The sequence below is a fragment of the Bradyrhizobium sp. USDA 376 genome, from assembly GCF_054063675.1.
In genome coordinates, this window is record NZ_JBSSGN010000001.1 from 4,533,214 (window position 1) to 4,548,860 (window position 15,647).

General features: G+C 62.9%; 14 protein-coding genes and 1 pseudogene. 8 read left to right on the forward strand and 7 right to left on the reverse strand.

All coding sequences use genetic code 11. The annotated features are described in order from the left end of the window. Positions 1 to 206 precede the first annotated feature (206 nt). Genes ACVJ19_RS21225 through ACVJ19_RS21255 form a run of 7 tightly spaced genes read left to right on the forward strand, consistent with a single transcriptional unit; the run spans position 207 to position 7,536 of the window. Positions 207 to 1,016, forward strand: a complete 810-nt coding sequence (locus ACVJ19_RS21225; RefSeq protein WP_453950947.1) for an ABC transporter permease — start codon at positions 207 to 209, stop codon at positions 1,014 to 1,016. 56 nt (positions 1,017 to 1,072) lie between these two features. Next, complete coding sequence (locus ACVJ19_RS21230) at positions 1,073 to 2,065, forward strand: ABC transporter substrate-binding protein (protein WP_453950948.1); 993 nt, start codon at positions 1,073 to 1,075, stop codon at positions 2,063 to 2,065. Then, positions 2,062 to 2,907, forward strand: coding sequence for an ABC transporter ATP-binding protein (locus ACVJ19_RS21235; RefSeq protein ID WP_453950949.1), 846 nt, complete (start codon positions 2,062 to 2,064; stop codon positions 2,905 to 2,907). The genes ACVJ19_RS21230 and ACVJ19_RS21235 overlap by 4 nt, the downstream gene beginning before the upstream one ends. Before the next feature lie 4 nt (positions 2,908 to 2,911). Next, positions 2,912 to 4,300, forward strand: coding sequence for a hypothetical protein (locus ACVJ19_RS21240; RefSeq protein WP_453950950.1), 1,389 nt, complete (start codon positions 2,912 to 2,914; stop codon positions 4,298 to 4,300). A 5-nt stretch (positions 4,301 to 4,305) separates the two neighbouring features. Beyond that, positions 4,306 to 5,457, forward strand: coding sequence for a Gfo/Idh/MocA family protein (locus ACVJ19_RS21245; protein WP_453950951.1), 1,152 nt, complete (start codon positions 4,306 to 4,308; stop codon positions 5,455 to 5,457). 10 nt (positions 5,458 to 5,467) lie between these two features. Beyond that, complete coding sequence (locus ACVJ19_RS21250) at positions 5,468 to 6,673, forward strand: dihydrodipicolinate synthase family protein (RefSeq protein WP_453950952.1); 1,206 nt, start codon at positions 5,468 to 5,470, stop codon at positions 6,671 to 6,673. Further along, positions 6,673 to 7,536 carry a sugar phosphate isomerase/epimerase family protein gene (locus ACVJ19_RS21255; protein WP_453950953.1) on the forward strand — a complete coding sequence of 288 codons (864 nt, stop codon included), beginning with the start codon at positions 6,673 to 6,675 and terminating at the stop codon, positions 7,534 to 7,536. Before ACVJ19_RS21250 ends, ACVJ19_RS21255 begins: the two co-directional genes overlap by 1 nt. Before the next feature lie 177 nt (positions 7,537 to 7,713). Here the strand turns inward: ACVJ19_RS21255 and ACVJ19_RS21260 are convergent, their stop codons facing one another. Next, complete coding sequence (locus ACVJ19_RS21260) at positions 7,714 to 8,469, reverse strand: hypothetical protein (RefSeq protein WP_453950954.1); 756 nt, start codon at positions 8,467 to 8,469, stop codon at positions 7,714 to 7,716. A 419-nt stretch (positions 8,470 to 8,888) separates the two neighbouring features. Here ACVJ19_RS21260 and ACVJ19_RS21265 point away from each other — a divergent pair, with 419 nt between their 5' ends. Continuing rightward, positions 8,889 to 9,308 (forward strand): hypothetical protein, encoded by a 420-nt coding sequence (locus tag ACVJ19_RS21265; RefSeq protein WP_453950955.1) that lies wholly within the window; start codon positions 8,889 to 8,891, stop codon positions 9,306 to 9,308. A gap of 125 nt (positions 9,309 to 9,433) precedes the next feature. On the opposite strand, the pseudogene ACVJ19_RS21270 reads toward ACVJ19_RS21265, so the two are convergent. From ACVJ19_RS21270 to ACVJ19_RS21295, 6 genes and pseudogenes are all read right to left on the reverse strand, one after another. Next, positions 9,434 to 9,562: pseudogene (locus ACVJ19_RS21270) on the reverse strand (IS5/IS1182 family transposase); the annotation flags it as partial. Positions 9,563 to 9,639: 77 nt separating this feature from the next. Next, positions 9,640 to 9,861, reverse strand: a complete 222-nt coding sequence (locus ACVJ19_RS21275; protein WP_453950956.1) for a hypothetical protein — start codon at positions 9,859 to 9,861, stop codon at positions 9,640 to 9,642. 143 nt (positions 9,862 to 10,004) lie between these two features. Next, positions 10,005 to 10,568 carry a hemerythrin domain-containing protein gene (locus ACVJ19_RS21280; RefSeq protein WP_453950957.1) on the reverse strand — a complete coding sequence of 188 codons (564 nt, stop codon included), beginning with the start codon at positions 10,566 to 10,568 and terminating at the stop codon, positions 10,005 to 10,007. 294 nt (positions 10,569 to 10,862) lie between these two features. Next, positions 10,863 to 12,470, reverse strand: a complete 1,608-nt coding sequence (locus ACVJ19_RS21285) for a Spy/CpxP family protein refolding chaperone (protein ID WP_456739423.1) — start codon at positions 12,468 to 12,470, stop codon at positions 10,863 to 10,865. Between the two features lie 571 nt (positions 12,471 to 13,041). Then, a complete protein-coding gene (locus ACVJ19_RS21290; RefSeq protein WP_453950959.1) occupies positions 13,042 to 14,229 on the reverse strand; it encodes a 6-phosphofructokinase in 1,188 nt (395 codons plus the stop codon). 90 nt (positions 14,230 to 14,319) lie between these two features. Further along, entirely contained in the window at positions 14,320 to 15,471 is a 1,152-nt protein-coding gene (locus tag ACVJ19_RS21295) for a fructose 1,6-bisphosphatase (protein ID WP_453950960.1), read from the reverse strand. Positions 15,472 to 15,647 lie beyond the last annotated feature (176 nt).

The window sequence follows — 15,647 nt, forward strand, 5'->3', positions numbered from 1 at the left end:
CGAAAACGTCGCTATCAAGCAATGCAACTATTTTAGCGCCCATGGGCCTTCGCCAGGACGACACCGAGGATTTGGCGACGTCTTGATCCCAAAAGGACACCAACTCGACCGCCCCCGGCGCAAAACGTCACAGGGAAACCTCTAGACAGTATTTATCCAACGGGTTAATTTCTCCACACAACGAAGAAGACTGCCGGGAGTGAAAATTGGCCGAGCCGAAGCCACAGAATGCGATCTCCAAATTGCTGAATGCGGCCTGGGTTCGGCCGTTCTTGTTCCTCGTCTTCATCGTCGTCGCCTGGGATCTCGCGATCCGGGTGTTCAGGATTCCCGCCTATCAGATCCCGTCGCCGGCCGATGTCGTCGCCGTGCTGCGCACCGAATGGCCGGAGCTGTTGCGGCAGTCCTGGCCGACCACCTATGCGACCGTCTGCGGCTTCCTGCTGTCGGCGCTGTTCGGCATCCCCGTCGCGATGCTGATCGCGGGCTCGAAGACGGTGGAAAGCTACGTCTATCCGCTGCTGGTGTTCTCCCAATCCGTGCCGAAGATCGCAATCGCGCCGCTGTTCGTGGTGTGGTTTGGCTTCGGCATCATTCCCAAAGTCATTTCCGCCTTCCTGCTCGGCTTCTTCCCGGTGGTGGTCTCTGCCGTGCAGGGCTTCAAGTCGGTCGATCCTGACATGGTCGATCTCGCCCGCGCGATGCAGGGCAGCCGACTGCAGGTGTTCCGCGCGGTGAATTTGCCGCATGCGCTGCCGGCGATCTTCTCCGGTCTCAAAGTGTCGGTCACGCTCGCCGTGGTCGGCGCCGTCGTCGGCGAGTTCGTCGGCTCCAATTCCGGCATCGGCTACGTCATGCAGCGCTCGATCGGCACGTTCGACCTGCCGACGATGTTCGCGGCGCTGGTGATCCTGGCGCTGCTCGGCGTGATCCTGTTCTGGATCGTGGACCGGATCGAGAAGCTGGTCATCCCCTGGCATGTCAGCCAGCGCGAGGACGTGATTTTCGCAGCATAACCAAAGCAACGAACGGCCAACAAAGGCCGACGCAACAAAGGCAAGGGAGAGTGACGATGAAGAGGTTGATTGGGGCTGTCTCAGCGGCGCTGATGGTATTCGCGGCCATGCCGGCGCAGGCGGCGGACAAGGTCGTGCTGATGCTGAACTGGTACGTCTATGGCGAGCACGCGCCGTTCTATTACGGCAAGGCCAAGGGCATCTATGCCGCCGAGGGCATCGAGCTCGAGATCCAGGAAGGCCGCGGCTCGGCCGCGACCACGCAGGCCGTCGCCGCCAAGACCGCCGATTTCGGCTATGTCGACGTGCCCACCATGATGCGCGCGGCGATCAAGGGTGCTCCCGTGGTTGCGACCGGCGTGCTGCTGCAGACCTCGCCGATGTCCGCCATGGGCCTCGTCGACAAGAACATCAGGAAGCCCGAGGACATCAAGGGCAAGACCGTGGCGATCACGCCGGCTGATTCCATGACCCAGATCTGGCCGCTGTTCCTGAAGAAGACCGGCCTGAAGGAGAGCGACTTCCAGACCGTGGCCGGCGACGGCCAGACCAAGCTCAACGCCGTCATCAACGGCCAGGCTGACCTGCTGCTCGGTTACGTCATGGACCAGTCGATGAAGATCAAGGACGCCACCGGCAAGGAAGTCTATCCGATCAAGTTCGCCGACTACGGCATCAACATGGTTTCCTCGGGCATCATCGCCAACGCCGACTATGTGAAGGCCAATGCCGACCTCGTCCGCCGCTTCATGTCGGCGACGACCAAGGCGGTCGAGGCCGCCGAGAAGGAGCCGAAGGCCGCTGCGCAATCGATCCTCGATGCCAACCCCAAGGGCGGCAAGATCGACACGCTGACGCAGGGCTTTGAGCTGACCATTCCGCTGTACCGGACCGCGGAGACCAAGACCAAGCGGCCCTTCCAGGTCACCGACCAGAACATGACCGAGACCGTCAACCTGCTGGTCGAATATGGCGGCCTCGATGCCAAGGCCAAGGAGAACCCGAAGGCCTTCTACACCAACGACTATCTGCCGAAGAGTGGCTCGTGAAGCAAGCCGCAGTCGCGAGCGAAACCGTGCAGCCGGCCGCGCATCTGAGACTGGTGAGCGACCGGGCCGGCGATGCGTCGGGCATCAAGCTGTCAGGCGTGTCGAAGACCTACCGGACGCGCGACGGCGACGTGCCGTCGCTGCGTCCGCTCGACTTCCACATCAACGACGGCGAATTCTTCGTCGTGGTCGGCCCCTCCGGCTGCGGCAAGTCCACGCTGCTCAAGCTGATCTCGGGACTGCTGCCGCCGACCACGGGCGAGATCCTGGTCGAGGGCGAGAAGGTGACGACGCCGCACGGCAATGTCGGCATCGTCTTCCAGAACGCGCTGCTGCTGCCCTGGCGCAACATCCTCAACAACGTGATGCTGCCGATCGACATGAAGCGGCTGCCGCGGCAGGAATATCTCGATCGCGCCAAGTCGCTGTTGAATCTGGTCGGCCTCGAAGGTTTTGAGAAGAAGCTGCCCTGGCAGCTCTCCGGCGGCATGCAGCAGCGCGCCTCGATCTGCCGCGCGCTGGTGCACGATCCCAGGATCATGCTGATGGACGAGCCGTTCGGTGCGCTCGATGCGCTGACGCGCGAGCGCATGAATGTCGAATTGATGCGGATCCAGCGCGAGACGAAGAAGACGGTGCTGCTGATCACGCATTCGATTCCGGAGGCGGTTTTCCTCGCCGACCGCGTGCTGGTCATGACCGAACGCCCCGGCGCGGTTGCCGCGATCTACGACGTGCCGCTGCCGCGCCCGCGCTCGCTCGACGTGATGGCCGATCCCGTCTTCACCGAGCTCGTGCAACGCATCCGCAAGCATTTCTTCTCGCAAGGTTCGCTGGACTAAAACCATGGCGCCGCGCCTGAAGCTGCGAGACATCGCCTTCTTCGAACGTCCCGTGCAGTTCGCGCGGCCGTTCCGCTTCGGCGCGATCACCATCAACGCAACGCCGCAATTGTTCGTGCGGGCCGAGATCGAGGTCGAAGGCAAGGGGACCGCGGTCGGCGCCAGTGCCGAGCTGCTGGTGCCGAAGTGGTTCGACAAGCGGCCGGAGCTGTCGCCGGCGCAGACGGTCGATGAATTGCGTCGCTCGCTGGAGATCGCGCGCGGTCTTTACCTTGCGCGGACTGGATTTCAGACGGCGTTCGATCTGCATGCCTCGTGCATCGGTGCTCAGGTCGCGACCTGTGCGAAGAAGAACATTCCGGCGCTTGCCGCGGCCTATGCCCCCGCGGAGATCGACAAGGCGATCCTCGATGCGCTGCTGCGCGGCGTAGAGACTAACTTCTTCGGCGGGATGGCCGGAAACATTGCCGGCGTCGATGCGCGGCTTTCGCCGGATCTAAAGGACGCGGATCTCACGACGTTTCTCGCCGGCCGCAAACCGCTGCCGCGCGTTGCGATCAGGCATACCGTCGGCCTCGACGATGCCGTCGAAGGCGAGGGCGGTGTTGCAGATGCTCACGAGAACGCCGGTGCAAATTACTACAAGCTGAAGCTGTCAGGCGATCCCGCAACTGATGCGGCGCGGCTGGCACGGATCGGCAAGGAGCTCGATACGCTCGGGCGCGGCTACAAGGTGACCCTTGATGCCAACGAGCAGTATGCCGATCTCGCCGTGCTGCAGGCGCTGATGGACCGGCTCGCTCGTGATCCCGCATTGCGTCCGATCGCCTCGCACCTGCTCTATGTCGAGCAGCCGATGCCGCGCGATATCACCAGGCAGTCGCCGCTGGGATCGCTGGCGGCGCACGGCTTCATCATCGACGAGGCCGACGATTCCTACGATGCCTTCCCCGCAGCGCGGGCGCTCGGCTATCGCGGCATTTCCTCAAAGTCCTGCAAGGGGCTCTACAAGTCCATCGTCAACGCAACGCGCGCGGCGAAGTGGAGCGCGGGCGGCGAAACCTCCTTCGTAACCGGCGAGGACCTGACCTGCCAGGCCGGTCATGCCGTGCAGCAAGATCTCGCGCTCGGCGCCTTCATTGGCGTCACCCACGCCGAACGCAACGGCCATCACTATGTCGACGGTTTTGGCGACACGCCCGCCGCCGAAGCTGCGGCCTTCGCCACCGCGCATCCCGATCTCTATGCCGATGCCGGGCAGGGCATCCGTCTCAGGATTCACAACGGCGATCTCCTGACGGGATCGCTTCATGCAACGGGCTTTGCGACGTCGGTCCATCCGGACTGGTCGGCGCTCCGTCCGCTCGAACAGCCAAATTCACTCTGGGAGTAATTAGCATGACCACCCAACGCCTCGGCCTCATCATGAACGGCGTCACCGGCCGCATGGGGCTCAACCAGCATCTGATCCGCTCGATCGTCGCGATCCGCGAGCAGGGTGGCGTCCGCCTGAAGAACGGCGACCGCGTGATGCCGGATCCGATCCTGGTCGGCCGCAGCGCCGAGAAGGTCGAGGGGCTCGCGAAGCGCTACAACATCACGCGCTGGACCACCGATCTCGACGCGGCGCTCGCCGACAAGAACGACACCATGTTCTTCGACGCCGCGACCACGCAGGCGCGCCCGGGCCTGCTGACCCAGGCCATCAATGCCGGCAAGCATGTCTATTGCGAGAAGCCGATCGCGACGAATTTCGAGGAAGCCGTCGAGGTCGTGAAGCTCGCCAACGCCAGGGGCGTCAAGCACGGCACGGTACAGGACAAGCTGTTCCTGCCGGGGCTGAAGAAGATCGCCTTCCTGCGCGACTCCGGCTTCTTCGGCCGCATCCTCTCGGTGCGCGGCGAGTTCGGCTATTGGGTGTTCGAAGGCGGCTGGCAGGAGGCGCAGCGGCCGTCCTGGAACTACCGCGACGAGGACGGCGGCGGCATCATCCTCGACATGGTCTGCCACTGGCGCTACGTGCTCGATAATCTCTTCGGCAATGTCCAGAGCGTCGTCTGCATCGGCAACACCGACATCCCCGAGCGGTTCGACGAGCAGGGCAAGAAGTACAAGGCGACCGCGGACGATTCCGCCTACGCCACCTTCCAGCTCGAGGGCGGCATCATCGCCCACATCAACATGTCCTGGGTGACGCGCGTCTATCGCGACGATCTCGTCACCTTCCAGGTCGACGGCACGCTCGGCTCGGCGGTCGCGGGCCTCACCGACTGCATGATCCAGGCGCGGCAGGCCACCCCGAGGCCGGTGTGGAATCCCGACGAGAAGCGGCTGCACGATTTCTACGGCGACTGGCAGAAGCTGCCCGACAACGTCACCTACGACAACGGCTTCAAGGAGCAGTGGGAGATGTTCATCCGCCACGTCTACGAGGATGCGCCCTACAAGTTCACGCTGCTCGAAGGCGCCAAGGGCGTGCAGCTCGCCGAATGCGCGCTGAAGAGCTGGAAGGAGCGTCGCTGGATCGACGTCGCCCCGATCAAGGTCTGAGGAGCGGCACATGAACAAGCCAGTCCAACCCAAGCCTGCTCCTTCAATGTCGTCATTGTCGCTCAAGCTGCCGAAGGCCGATCGCTCGATCGAGACCTATCGGCTCGCGGCCTCGCGAACGTTCCCCGCAAAGCTCGAGGGCCCGCTGAACCGCATCGCCTTCTCGGCCGTGCACACGGTCGCCGATCCCTTCGCGGACAACGATCCCTGGCTTTCGGTCGCCGTCGACTGGGACAAGACCATCGCCTTCCGCGAGCACGTCTGGGATCTCGGCCTCGGCGTTGCGGAGGCCATGGACACCGCGCAGCGCGGCATGGGACTGGACTGGCCGACCTCGCTGGAGCTGATCACGCGCTCGGTGTCTGCCGCCAAGCGCCGCAACGCGCTGGTGTTCTCGGGCGCCGGCACCGACCATCTCGCGGTCGAGGATGCCAAAACCATCGACGACGTGATCCGCGCCTATGAGGAGCAGATCTCGGCGGTCGAGAAGGTCGGCGGCCGTATCATCCTGATGGCCTCGCGCGCGCTGGCAAAACTCGGCCGCAATGCCGACGACTACGGAAAAGTCTATGACCGCGTGCTGTCTCAGGTTCGCGAGCCCGTGATCATTCACTGGCTCGGCGACATGTTCGATCCGGCGCTGACCGGTTATTGGGGCACCAAAGATCTCGACAGGGCGATGGACACGGCGATCGCCATCATCAACGGCAACGCCGCCAAGGTCGACGGCGTCAAGGTCTCGCTGCTCGACAAGCAGCGCGAGATCGACATGCGCCGTCGCCTCGACAAGCGCATCAAGATGTATACCGGCGACGACTTCAACTATGCGGAGCTGATCGCCGGCGATAGCCAAGGCTTTTCGCACGCGCTGCTCGGCATCTTCGATGCGATCGCGCCGGCGGCGTCCTACGCGCTGTCGCGGCTCGCTGCCGGCGACGAAGCCGGCTTCCACGATGTCCTGGGGCCGACGGTGCCGCTGTCGCGCCACATCTTCAAGGCGCCGACGCGCTTCTACAAGACCGGCGTCGTCTTCATGGCGTATCTCAACGGCCACCAGGACCATTTCACCATGGTCGGGGGACAGGAGAGCACGCGCTCGACGTTGCATCTGGCCGAGCTGTTCCGTCTCGCCGACAAGGCCGGCCTGCTCGCCAATCCCGAACTCGCGACGCAGCGGATGAAGACCGTGCTCGCCACCCACGGTATCGAATCCTGATGCGTGATTTTTCGTCCGACCACCGCTGGCTGTCGCTGAACACTGCGACCGTCCGCAAGCAGGGTGACCTCGTCGAGATCATCGATGCCTGCGCCACGCACGGCATCCGCGCCATCGATCCCTGGCGCGACCAGGTCGCCGCCGTCGGTCTCGACCGTGCCGCGCGCGCGGTGCGCGATGCCGGCCTGGAGCTATCCGGCTATTGCCGCGGCGGCATGTTCACCTCGGACGCCTCGCGCCGGGGCGAGGTCCGCGACGACAACCGGCGCTGCGTCGACGAGGCCAGGGCGCTGGGCGCCTCCTGCATCGTCCTCGTCGTCGGCGGCCTGCCGCAATATTCGCGGCCGGGCAGCGAGGCATCGAAGGATATCGTGGCCGCGCGCGGGCAGGTCGAGGAGGCCCTCGCCGAGATGCTCGACTACGCCAAGCAGGCAAACCTGCCGCTGGCGATCGAGCCGCTGCATCCGGCCTATGCCGCCGACCGTGCCTGCGTGAACACGACAAAACAGGCGCTCGACATCTGCGACGGGCTCGACCCCGGCCGCAGCGGCATGCTCGGCGTGGCGCTCGACGTCTATCACATCTGGTGGGATCCGGAGCTGATGAGTCAGATCGCGCGCGCCGGCAAGGATCGCCTTCTGGCGTTCCATGTCTGCGACTGGCTGGTGCCGACCAAGGACATCCTCAACGACCGCGGCATGATGGGCGACGGCGTCATCGACATCAAATCGGTGCGTGCCGCCGTCGAAGCGCAGGGCTTTGCCGGCTATTCGGAGATCGAGATCTTCTCCAACGAATGGTGGGGCAAGCCGATGGACGAGGTGCTTCGCACCTGCATTACGCGGCACAGGACGGTGGTGTAGGCTCCGCGAGCGAGGCCCTGACGGGCATGTGGCCCGTTGCAGCGTGCCTTCAGCTCGCTGCTCAGCGCGACATTGAACTGGTCCAGGGCACCTCTCCGCTGAGCTTTGTGCCCGCAAGCCGAGGTGCGGCTATACCGACGCAAAGTCCTGGCTGTGTCGCTGCGCACACTTGGAAATTCAGCGATCGATCAGTGCTACGGCCTCCTGTTCCGCGGCAGGTGCAGCTTCATTGGTCCGCACAAATACAAAACGGGATGCCACGGGGATCTGTGCGTCGGGGCTGCCATCCTGGCCGATGAGAATGAGTCCCGCTCCGCCATTGGCGACATTCAAGATGACGGGGGCACCCTTCCACGTCCTGATTGGCTCCATTCCGATGATGAGAAATTCACCGATCGGCTGGTCAAAATATTGAAGCCTCAGCTGTGGCCCGACTTCTGCCGCCGCAAGTCCGAAACCCAGCTGTTTGGCGCGCGCATAAATGTCCGCCAGCGACGCAGTATCGGTCTGAAAGCCGAGTTCGGCTGCCGACACCGCAAAAAGCTCTACGTTTGTTTTCGCGCCGCGAAGGGTAAAGGTCGGTCGTGCGAGAATTTCGCCAGCCGAGTTTCCGATACCGCAACCTACCGCATCCAATGCGTTACTGAGGGCAAAGAAATTTGCAAACGTCCCGATTGTGATCGTCTTCCACACCGGGACTTCGACGGCGGATTTGATCAGGATTTGCGGCCTGTCGGCTGACGGAGCTTTCTTGAGCCTGAGCTGATTCTGCAGGACATCTCGCGCCGTGCATTGAGCGCTGGCTTCACTCGCAAATAGGAGAGTGCAAGCGGCACAGAGCAGCGCAACAATGTGAATTCCACAGCGGCGCCATCCTGGCGAATGACACTGTATGGTATGGCAACTGACTTTCTTGCCAGCTGTTCGGTCCATAACGGACCTCTCTCGCGCTAATGCAGCGCCAAAAAATCAATTTGTCACTTCACAATGGTCGGCCGGTTCACGGCAGAAAAGCCGTCGTTCTCGCAGCCTATAGAGTTTGGTCGCGGAAATCCCGAAAAAGTTCAGCGACGATGACGCCGGATGACGAACGCAATATAGGTCAGCGTGGGTGCACGACTTGCGAAGCGGCCAGCTCGTGCGGGTCAGCGAGCTGGGAGTACCACCAATGATGAGGTGGACAGCCATCAGCTTTCAGGCAGAATATCATCTTCCCGATGCCGCAGCCTCGCCACAGTCTGTGCCAGATCGGATGTGGCGATCAGTGGCATCAACGATCAGCAGGTACGGCGGACGTACCCACGCCTGTTGATCTTGAATGGCCCCGACGTGCAAGCGTCGGGGCCATTGTTGTGATCGGCGTGACAAGGCCGGCGAGCTTTGCTGAGGGCTCTGGTGTGCTCTATTTCGGCGAAAAAGAAAGATTTCTCGACACCCTCGAGGAAAAGTCAGACGATTGCGCTATCATAGATTCACCGTCAAACACCGGGCTATCGCTCGCCAATTCGATCTGCGAAGCTGTGACAACACAAATGCGCTTGCAGACAAGCAAGCGCGAAGGGAGGTCCGCAGTGGAGAAAGTCCGACGCTTGCGTGCGATGAGCTCACTGTGCCGCCAACAGGCCGCGTACAACAGCATGAACAAATGGAAGCTGCTCGCAGAAGCAGAATACTGGGATCATCTGGCCGAACTTGCGCTGTCTTCTCACTTCCAACAGTGCAACGCGACCACAAGCACGAATGATGCCGGGCCGAAGACGATTTCCGCGTGACGTCGGAAGCGAGGCTGTCGTTTGCGTTCGTGCCGCTGCACTCTTACAGAGAGTGTGCGGCAGAAACCTGGATGCTCTCGTCGAGCTTTTGAAACAGGACGACTAAGGCGTGGCTCATTAGCGCCGAGCCATAGTCTGATCGAAGCGAGTTGGACGAAGGCAAGATGATTGGCGGCAAGCTTGTCATAACGCGTCGCCACCCGACGACATTGCTTGATCCTGTTGAAGAACCGTCCAACTCGATTGCGGGCGCGATGGAAGTAGGGGCCAAAACAGTGGCGCTTTTGACCAACTCAGACATTGGCGCGAACTTCTGTCTCGCATTCTGCGTTTAGGACCACGGCGGCTCTTCGCCCGCCGCGACTGCCTCGTGGTTGATCGTGACACCCGCCGAGCGCAATCCGGTCAGCAATACAGTTCTTACAGAGGTAGGATCAAATCCAATATCCTTGGCGTTTGGTGGATGGGCCTCGCTCTCCTTCAATCGGAGCGCCAAATGCAATTGCTCGCAAAGGTGCCGAACGACGAGATTGACTTGATCGTCAGTCATCATTGTCTTCTCCTGCTATCCCAACCCTACGCTCATGGTTGCGGGGCCGGCCCGTCTGGCACACCGGAAATGACCAAGCGGCGATTGGAGCGACGATTTGACCTTTCGGACATTGAATCCGATCAGCACAATGCGGATGAGCTCGACTAGTGCCGTTCGGCTTCGGCTTCTTGTTCCAACTGCGAGATGCGTACCCGTAGCGCGTCGAAAGTCTCTTCGGCTGCCTCGCTAAACAGCGGATCCTCAGGATTGGACATAGCCGAAGCGATCTCCGTCCAATCTTGAGGCTCGAGAGCCTTCACGGCAGCGGGAAAGAAATCGCGATCTTCCATCGTGATGTGGCGTCGCTCGTGCTCGATGAAATCGTGAACGATGGCATGCACATCTTGCCGAAGGAGTTCGCGGCCCGCAAGAACATTGTCAATCTCACGAGCGACGCGGCGCAAAAGTTCGGCCCCTCTCTGGTGTTCGCGAGCGAGATCACCGATCTTCGCAGCCGCACCGGGATCGCGAATTTTTAACTTGGCGAAGACCAGGTCTTCCTGAGGGTGGTGGTAAACCTCGGGGTAAAGTTCGAAATAGCTTATGACCGCTCCAATAACCTCATAGTCGGGGCGGTCGCCCAGGTCGAAAACCTGAAGCTCCCGCTCAAGGATGGCGAGCAGTTTCTCGATATTGCGGTGCTCTTGGCTCAAGCGCTCAATGATCATTGCTGTGATCCACAAAGTGACCGATTGAGAAGCTTTGAAAGCTTAGCCCGAAGTCGCCTCAGCTTCTTGCGCTAAATCAAGTCCCGGGCGCATGGTGCGCCATCCTCCTGTTCTAATCGCTTGTTTTGCTACGGGCGCGTCACGAACGGGAGGTCTGGTTTTGAATGTCCGCTCTTGGGCGGCTGTTGGGAGTTAACCGGACCAGTCGGCCATCCGCTTAGTGAGTACACGCCCTGGTCACCCCGCTTCGTTCGACCGCTGCGCAAATTGCAACGAGAGAACGCGACGCCGTCCTCACGGCCCTGCGACCTGTTGCAGCGTGTTGAAGCGCGCCTTCTGCTCGCTGCTCAGCGTGGCATAGAACTCGTCCAGGGCGGGCTCGACCAGCTTGGCGGCCGTCAGCATGGCCTCGAGCCGGTATTGCATCGCCTCCAGCCGTCCGACCGGCGTCAGCGGTACATCGTTCGGGCAGGCCGCCTGCAGGCCTTCAACGCCCTTGGCTGTCGCTTCGCTAAGGCGGTCGAGCGCCTCCTTCTGCTTGCCGGCGGGGTGGAGCACAGCCTCGATCCTCTGGATCGGCAGCTGGGTCAGGCCGGATTTCGGGTCGGCACAGCCCTCGGCGCTGGCTTGCTGCTGCGGCGGTGAGCGCTCGCCGACATTGGGACCGAGCGCGTTGAAGCTGGCCTGCTGCTCGTCACTGAGCGAGTTGTAGAAATTCTCCAGCGCCGGTCGCACGATCTTGACGGCCTCCAGCGTCGCGCTGACGCGGTTCATCATCGCCCGCAGGCGGCCAGGCGGAGTGAGTGCATAGGTCTCAGCGCAGGAGTCCTTGAACACACCGGCAGCGTTGGCTGCCGCGGTCTTCAGCTCGTCGAGCAGTGCGCGTTGTTCCGGTGTCGGCCGCACGGCCCGCGTGATGTCGGCAAGCGGCCAGGCGGTCACGCCCTTGTCCGGTGCGCCGCACAATTGCTGGAGCGTCTGCGGGCTCACGCTGGCGCGCGAACGCGCGCGGCCGCCGCCGGCTTGCGGATAGTCATACGGATTGATGCTGGCGTAGGCGGAATAGGGGCCGTCACCGCCCCAGAACACGGTGTCGACGAAGTCGTCATACGCGTACGCCCAATAGCCGGGCTCGTAGGCATAGGACCAGAATGTGTAGTCGAAAATGTCGGAATAGGCATAAGGCCAGAACACGGGCCCAAGCCAGGCCACGAACACCGCGCGATGGCGGTGACGCCAGGCCTGCCGGGGAGCCCAGCCGCTCTGGCGGGTGGTGAGCGCCGCCTGGGTTTGCGCAGCGGGCTGCTCGCGGAAGCGCTCGGTAAACCGCCCGCGCTGGGCGGCCTGGACCGCGGCCGCAGTAGCTGTGGCCGCGGCCGCCGTAGCTGTCGCCCGCGCGGCCGGAGCTTGTAGTCCAAGCCGCTGCTGGCGCGCCAGGTCGCTTTGCTGAGCGCGCTGTTCACGCTCGAGCAAGCGGTTCTGCGTCTGGAGCGTCCGTTGCTGCTCGCGCAACGCCCGCGCGCCTTCCGGCTTCTGCGACTGGAGTTGCTGCACGCGCTGCTGCAGGCGATCGATGCGGGTCTGACGCTCCGTCGTCTGGCGCGACAGCATCTCGCGCTGGCGCTGCTCGACGTGCTGCTCGCGCTGTTGGACACGTTGCTCGCGCTCAAGCAGGCGGCTCTGCGACCGCAGCAACCGCTGTTGCTCGTGCTGCGCCCTTGCGCCTTCCGGCTTTTGCGACTGCAATTGCTGCACGCGCTGCTGCAAGCGGTCGACCCGACCTTGGCGTTCCGCGGATTGGCGCGAAAGCATCTCGCCCGGCCGTTGCGGTCGATCGGTCACGGCCGGCGGCGCGCTCGGGCGCGAGGGGGCGGCGATGTGTGGCGTCGGCCGGGGTGCCATGGCCGGACGTTGCTGTGGTGCCGGCGCCCGATGGAATTCAGGCCGCGGCGCCGCCACGTGCGGGGCCGCGCGCGGTGGCGGTGCAGCGATATGTGGGGTCGGGCGCGGTGGCGGTGAGGCAATGCGCGGCGCGGGATGTGGCGCCATGGCCGGCCGCTGCGGCATGGCCGGTGCGGCGGGACGTGCCATGGCGGGTGGCGGCGCGGCGGGACGAGCCATCGCTGGCGGCGCCGCCGGACGGGCCATGGCCGGTGGTGGTGCCGGCCGAGCTGCCGGCGCCGCGGCTGGGCCGGGGGGCCCGCCTCTTCCATGACCCTGGCCAGGTCCCTGGGCGAGCGCACTGATGCTCGCCGTCAGCATCGATACACCAACTAAAGCAGCCGTCAGGCAAACGCCACGCGGAAGCATGATTGTAGCTCCCAGCTCGTAATCGCCCACGACATTCAACGCACGGCTGGCGGAATTGTTCGTTGTTGGCCTCGTCCGTCCTTGCGATCTTCCGACGCAGGCAGCCTCAAGAGAAATCCTGCGTCAGGTGGTGGCGAGCCGCTCCAGCGCCCGGTCCGGCACGCTAGGACGCGCGATTGAGAAAGATCGGCAGCCCCTGCTTGTTGGCGTAGATGGGGCGGTAGCGCTCCGTGTTGTAGCTGCTCGCAACGTCCAATTTGCGCGGACCGAGCTTGGCGTCAGGGATGGGCACGAGGTCGTAGCGGCCCTCGACCAGCGCCGACATGAGGCCTGTCTTGCCTTCCAGCATGGCATCGTAGGCCATGTTACCGAAAGTCAGGGCCACAAGCTTGTCGATGAAGTCCGGATCGCCCGATCGCAAATCGTAGGTGAGATCGGAGATGATCGTCTCCTCGCCGGTGCGCTGCTTGATCTCGTCGGCAAGCGATTCCGCCACGTTGGCCTTCTTGCGGTGACCGTAGGCGTCAGGCTCGCCGTATTCCCGCAGCTTGTAGCCTTCCCACTGAGCTCCCTCGCTGAGCACGATCAGCGCGTAGTTGCTTGGATTGGCGCGCTTGTCCTCGATGAGCAACCGGATCAGCTTGTCGAGGTCGACCTTATACTCCGGTATGACGCATCGTATCGAGGTCGCATACGCGGTGTAGAGTGCCGTAAATCCGGCATCGCGGCCAAAGACGCGGAAAATGCCAATTCGCTCATGCGAGCCGACGGTGGTGCGCTGCCGCTGGATGGCATCGCTGGCGCGGGTGATCGCGGTCGAGAATCCGATGCAGTACTCGGTGTTGCGGACGTCATTATCCATCGTCTTCGGGATGGCGATGATCTTGACGCCGAGTTCGTTGAGCTTGGCCGCATAACTGAGCGTGTCGTCGCCGCCGATGGCGATCAGGTGTTCGATACCAAGTCCCGAAAGGTTGGCGAGCACCCGGCTGGTGAGGTCCCACGTCTTTGTCGCGATGCCGCCGTTGGTGCTCAGCGTGACCGGAACATCATTGCCGACGAGATGATCGGGCAGCTTTTGTATTTTGGAGGGATTGACGCGGCTCGAGTGCAGCACGGTGCCGCCGCGCCGGTCGATGGTTCGCGTGTTTTCACGGTTCAGCGGGATGACGTAGTGGGACCTGCTGTTGGGGTCGTCGAGGTTCAGGTGCGTGAGGGCCTCCCAACCACGGCGCAGGCCGACAACCTCGATGTCGTCCTCGCTGCCGCGATAAGTCACGCTCTTGATGACTGCATTGAGGCCGGCGACGTCGCCGCCGCCCGTGAGAATGCCGATGCGTTTTTTGGCCATATCCACCTCCCGGATCGGCATGTCGTCATAGCGCCTGCATCTGTCGATTGAACGGTGAACGTCGCTCGAGCTTCTGATTGGAGGCGGTCGCTACTCGGCCGCTTCCGGCTTGCGGTCGTCGCGCAGTCGAAAACGCTTCAGCAGTCCGGACACGGTGTCGCGGAAGCCGCCATATTCCAGTTCGGAATAGGGCAGCATGGCGGCGCCAGACCAGCCTTGGCTGCGCATCTCGATGGCCTTGCGCTGGGCGCGCCGGCGGACCTCATCCCATGCCGGGTTGTCGAAGAAATCGGTGTAGGACTCGGCAAAGCGACCTTCCCTGTCGATCGAAAAGCCGACGCAAGAAACGATCGGCAGGCAGTACATGCCGGTAACGGGCGTGTTGAGTGGCACCGGCATGAGCGGCATCACATGCGAGCCGCGTGCATCGCCGCCCACGAAGTGTGCCTTGGCGAACGGTGAGACTATTTCCTCCGGAGCTGGAAAAATCCCCTGGTTCCTGACGATCGCGACCGGATCATCCTTGCCGGTGTACTTGCCGGCGATCGCGTGGAGGCGCTGTGCCGAAACGGCGACGACGACCTCGCCATGGGTTCGAGAAATGATGCGATCGATGCCGAAGCGCTCATTGTCGCGAAGCAGAGCGGCAATGTGGTAGCTGTCGGCGGGTGCGTCGAGCTCGATCAGGCTGTCGCCGGCCGTGTTGTCCATGTCGATGACATGGAAACGGAATCCCTTGATCATCGGAGGCAGCATCAGCCCGGCGCAGTACATGGGATCGGCGAAGGCGAGATAGAGCGGCAGGTTGTAGGCCCCCGGGCCGCATTTGTCGGCCGCGAACACCATGAAGGACTCCGCGGGGCGCACGCCGGAAAGGCTGTGGTCGAAGCTGAGCTCGGCGACGCCCGGCCCGGCGCCGCGAATGTTTCCGGAAGGCGCGTCGGCGAGAAGATCCTGGCCAGCGCCATAGAGCCCGGAGGTTTTCGCGACCGAGGTGGCCGCGAGGAACGTCTTCCAGGCGAGTTGATGGACCTCGGAGCTCCCTTCGCCCCGTGTGTGCGTCATGATGATCGCAATGTCGTCGCCGGTGTGGCAGATGAAACCGTCGATCAGCAGACCATTGCAGATCGCCTTGGCAACCTCGCCCTCGACAGTCGCGATCATGCGTGATGACGGTTTCGTATGCCCGCCAACGGAGCCAACGTCAGCTTTGATGACTGAAAGAGTGAGTCTCATGAGCATTTCTCCGATCCGCACAGCTGAGCGCCTCCGGCCTCGGCGCTTGCTGCGCCGGGCACGGCGCTGCTCATTCGCGGACCAAAACGTCCGTCGCTCCGATAAGTTCCAGCACCCCGTTCATCCGGTTGCCGGGATCATGCAGAGTTTTGCCTTGGGACCATGCGTCACTATTTGCTGCG

Bases quoted from the DNA above. Each gene is read 5' to 3' on its own strand.
- ACVJ19_RS21230 (WP_453950948.1), top strand. From the start codon at position 1,073: ATGAAGAGGTTGATTGGGGCTGTCTCAGCGGCGCTGATGGTATTCGCG.
- ACVJ19_RS21240 (WP_453950950.1), top strand. From the start codon at position 2,912: ATGGCGCCGCGCCTGAAGCTGCGAGACATCGCCTTCTTCGAACGTCCC.
- ACVJ19_RS21245 (WP_453950951.1), top strand. From the start codon at position 4,306: ATGACCACCCAACGCCTCGGCCTCATCATGAACGGCGTCACCGGCCGC.
- ACVJ19_RS21250 (WP_453950952.1), top strand. From the start codon at position 5,468: ATGAACAAGCCAGTCCAACCCAAGCCTGCTCCTTCAATGTCGTCATTG.
- ACVJ19_RS21255 (WP_453950953.1), top strand. From the start codon at position 6,673: ATGCGTGATTTTTCGTCCGACCACCGCTGGCTGTCGCTGAACACTGCG.
- ACVJ19_RS21260 (WP_453950954.1), bottom strand. From the start codon at position 8,469: ATGGACCGAACAGCTGGCAAGAAAGTCAGTTGCCATACCATACAGTGT.
- ACVJ19_RS21275 (WP_453950956.1), bottom strand. From the start codon at position 9,861: ATGATGACTGACGATCAAGTCAATCTCGTCGTTCGGCACCTTTGCGAG.
- ACVJ19_RS21280 (WP_453950957.1), bottom strand. From the start codon at position 10,568: ATGATCATTGAGCGCTTGAGCCAAGAGCACCGCAATATCGAGAAACTG.
- ACVJ19_RS21285 (WP_456739423.1), bottom strand. From the start codon at position 12,470: ATGGCACCCCGGCCGACGCCACACATCGCCGCCCCCTCGCGCCCGAGC.
- ACVJ19_RS21290 (WP_453950959.1), bottom strand. From the start codon at position 14,229: ATGGCCAAAAAACGCATCGGCATTCTCACGGGCGGCGGCGACGTCGCC.
- ACVJ19_RS21295 (WP_453950960.1), bottom strand. From the start codon at position 15,471: ATGCTCATGAGACTCACTCTTTCAGTCATCAAAGCTGACGTTGGCTCC.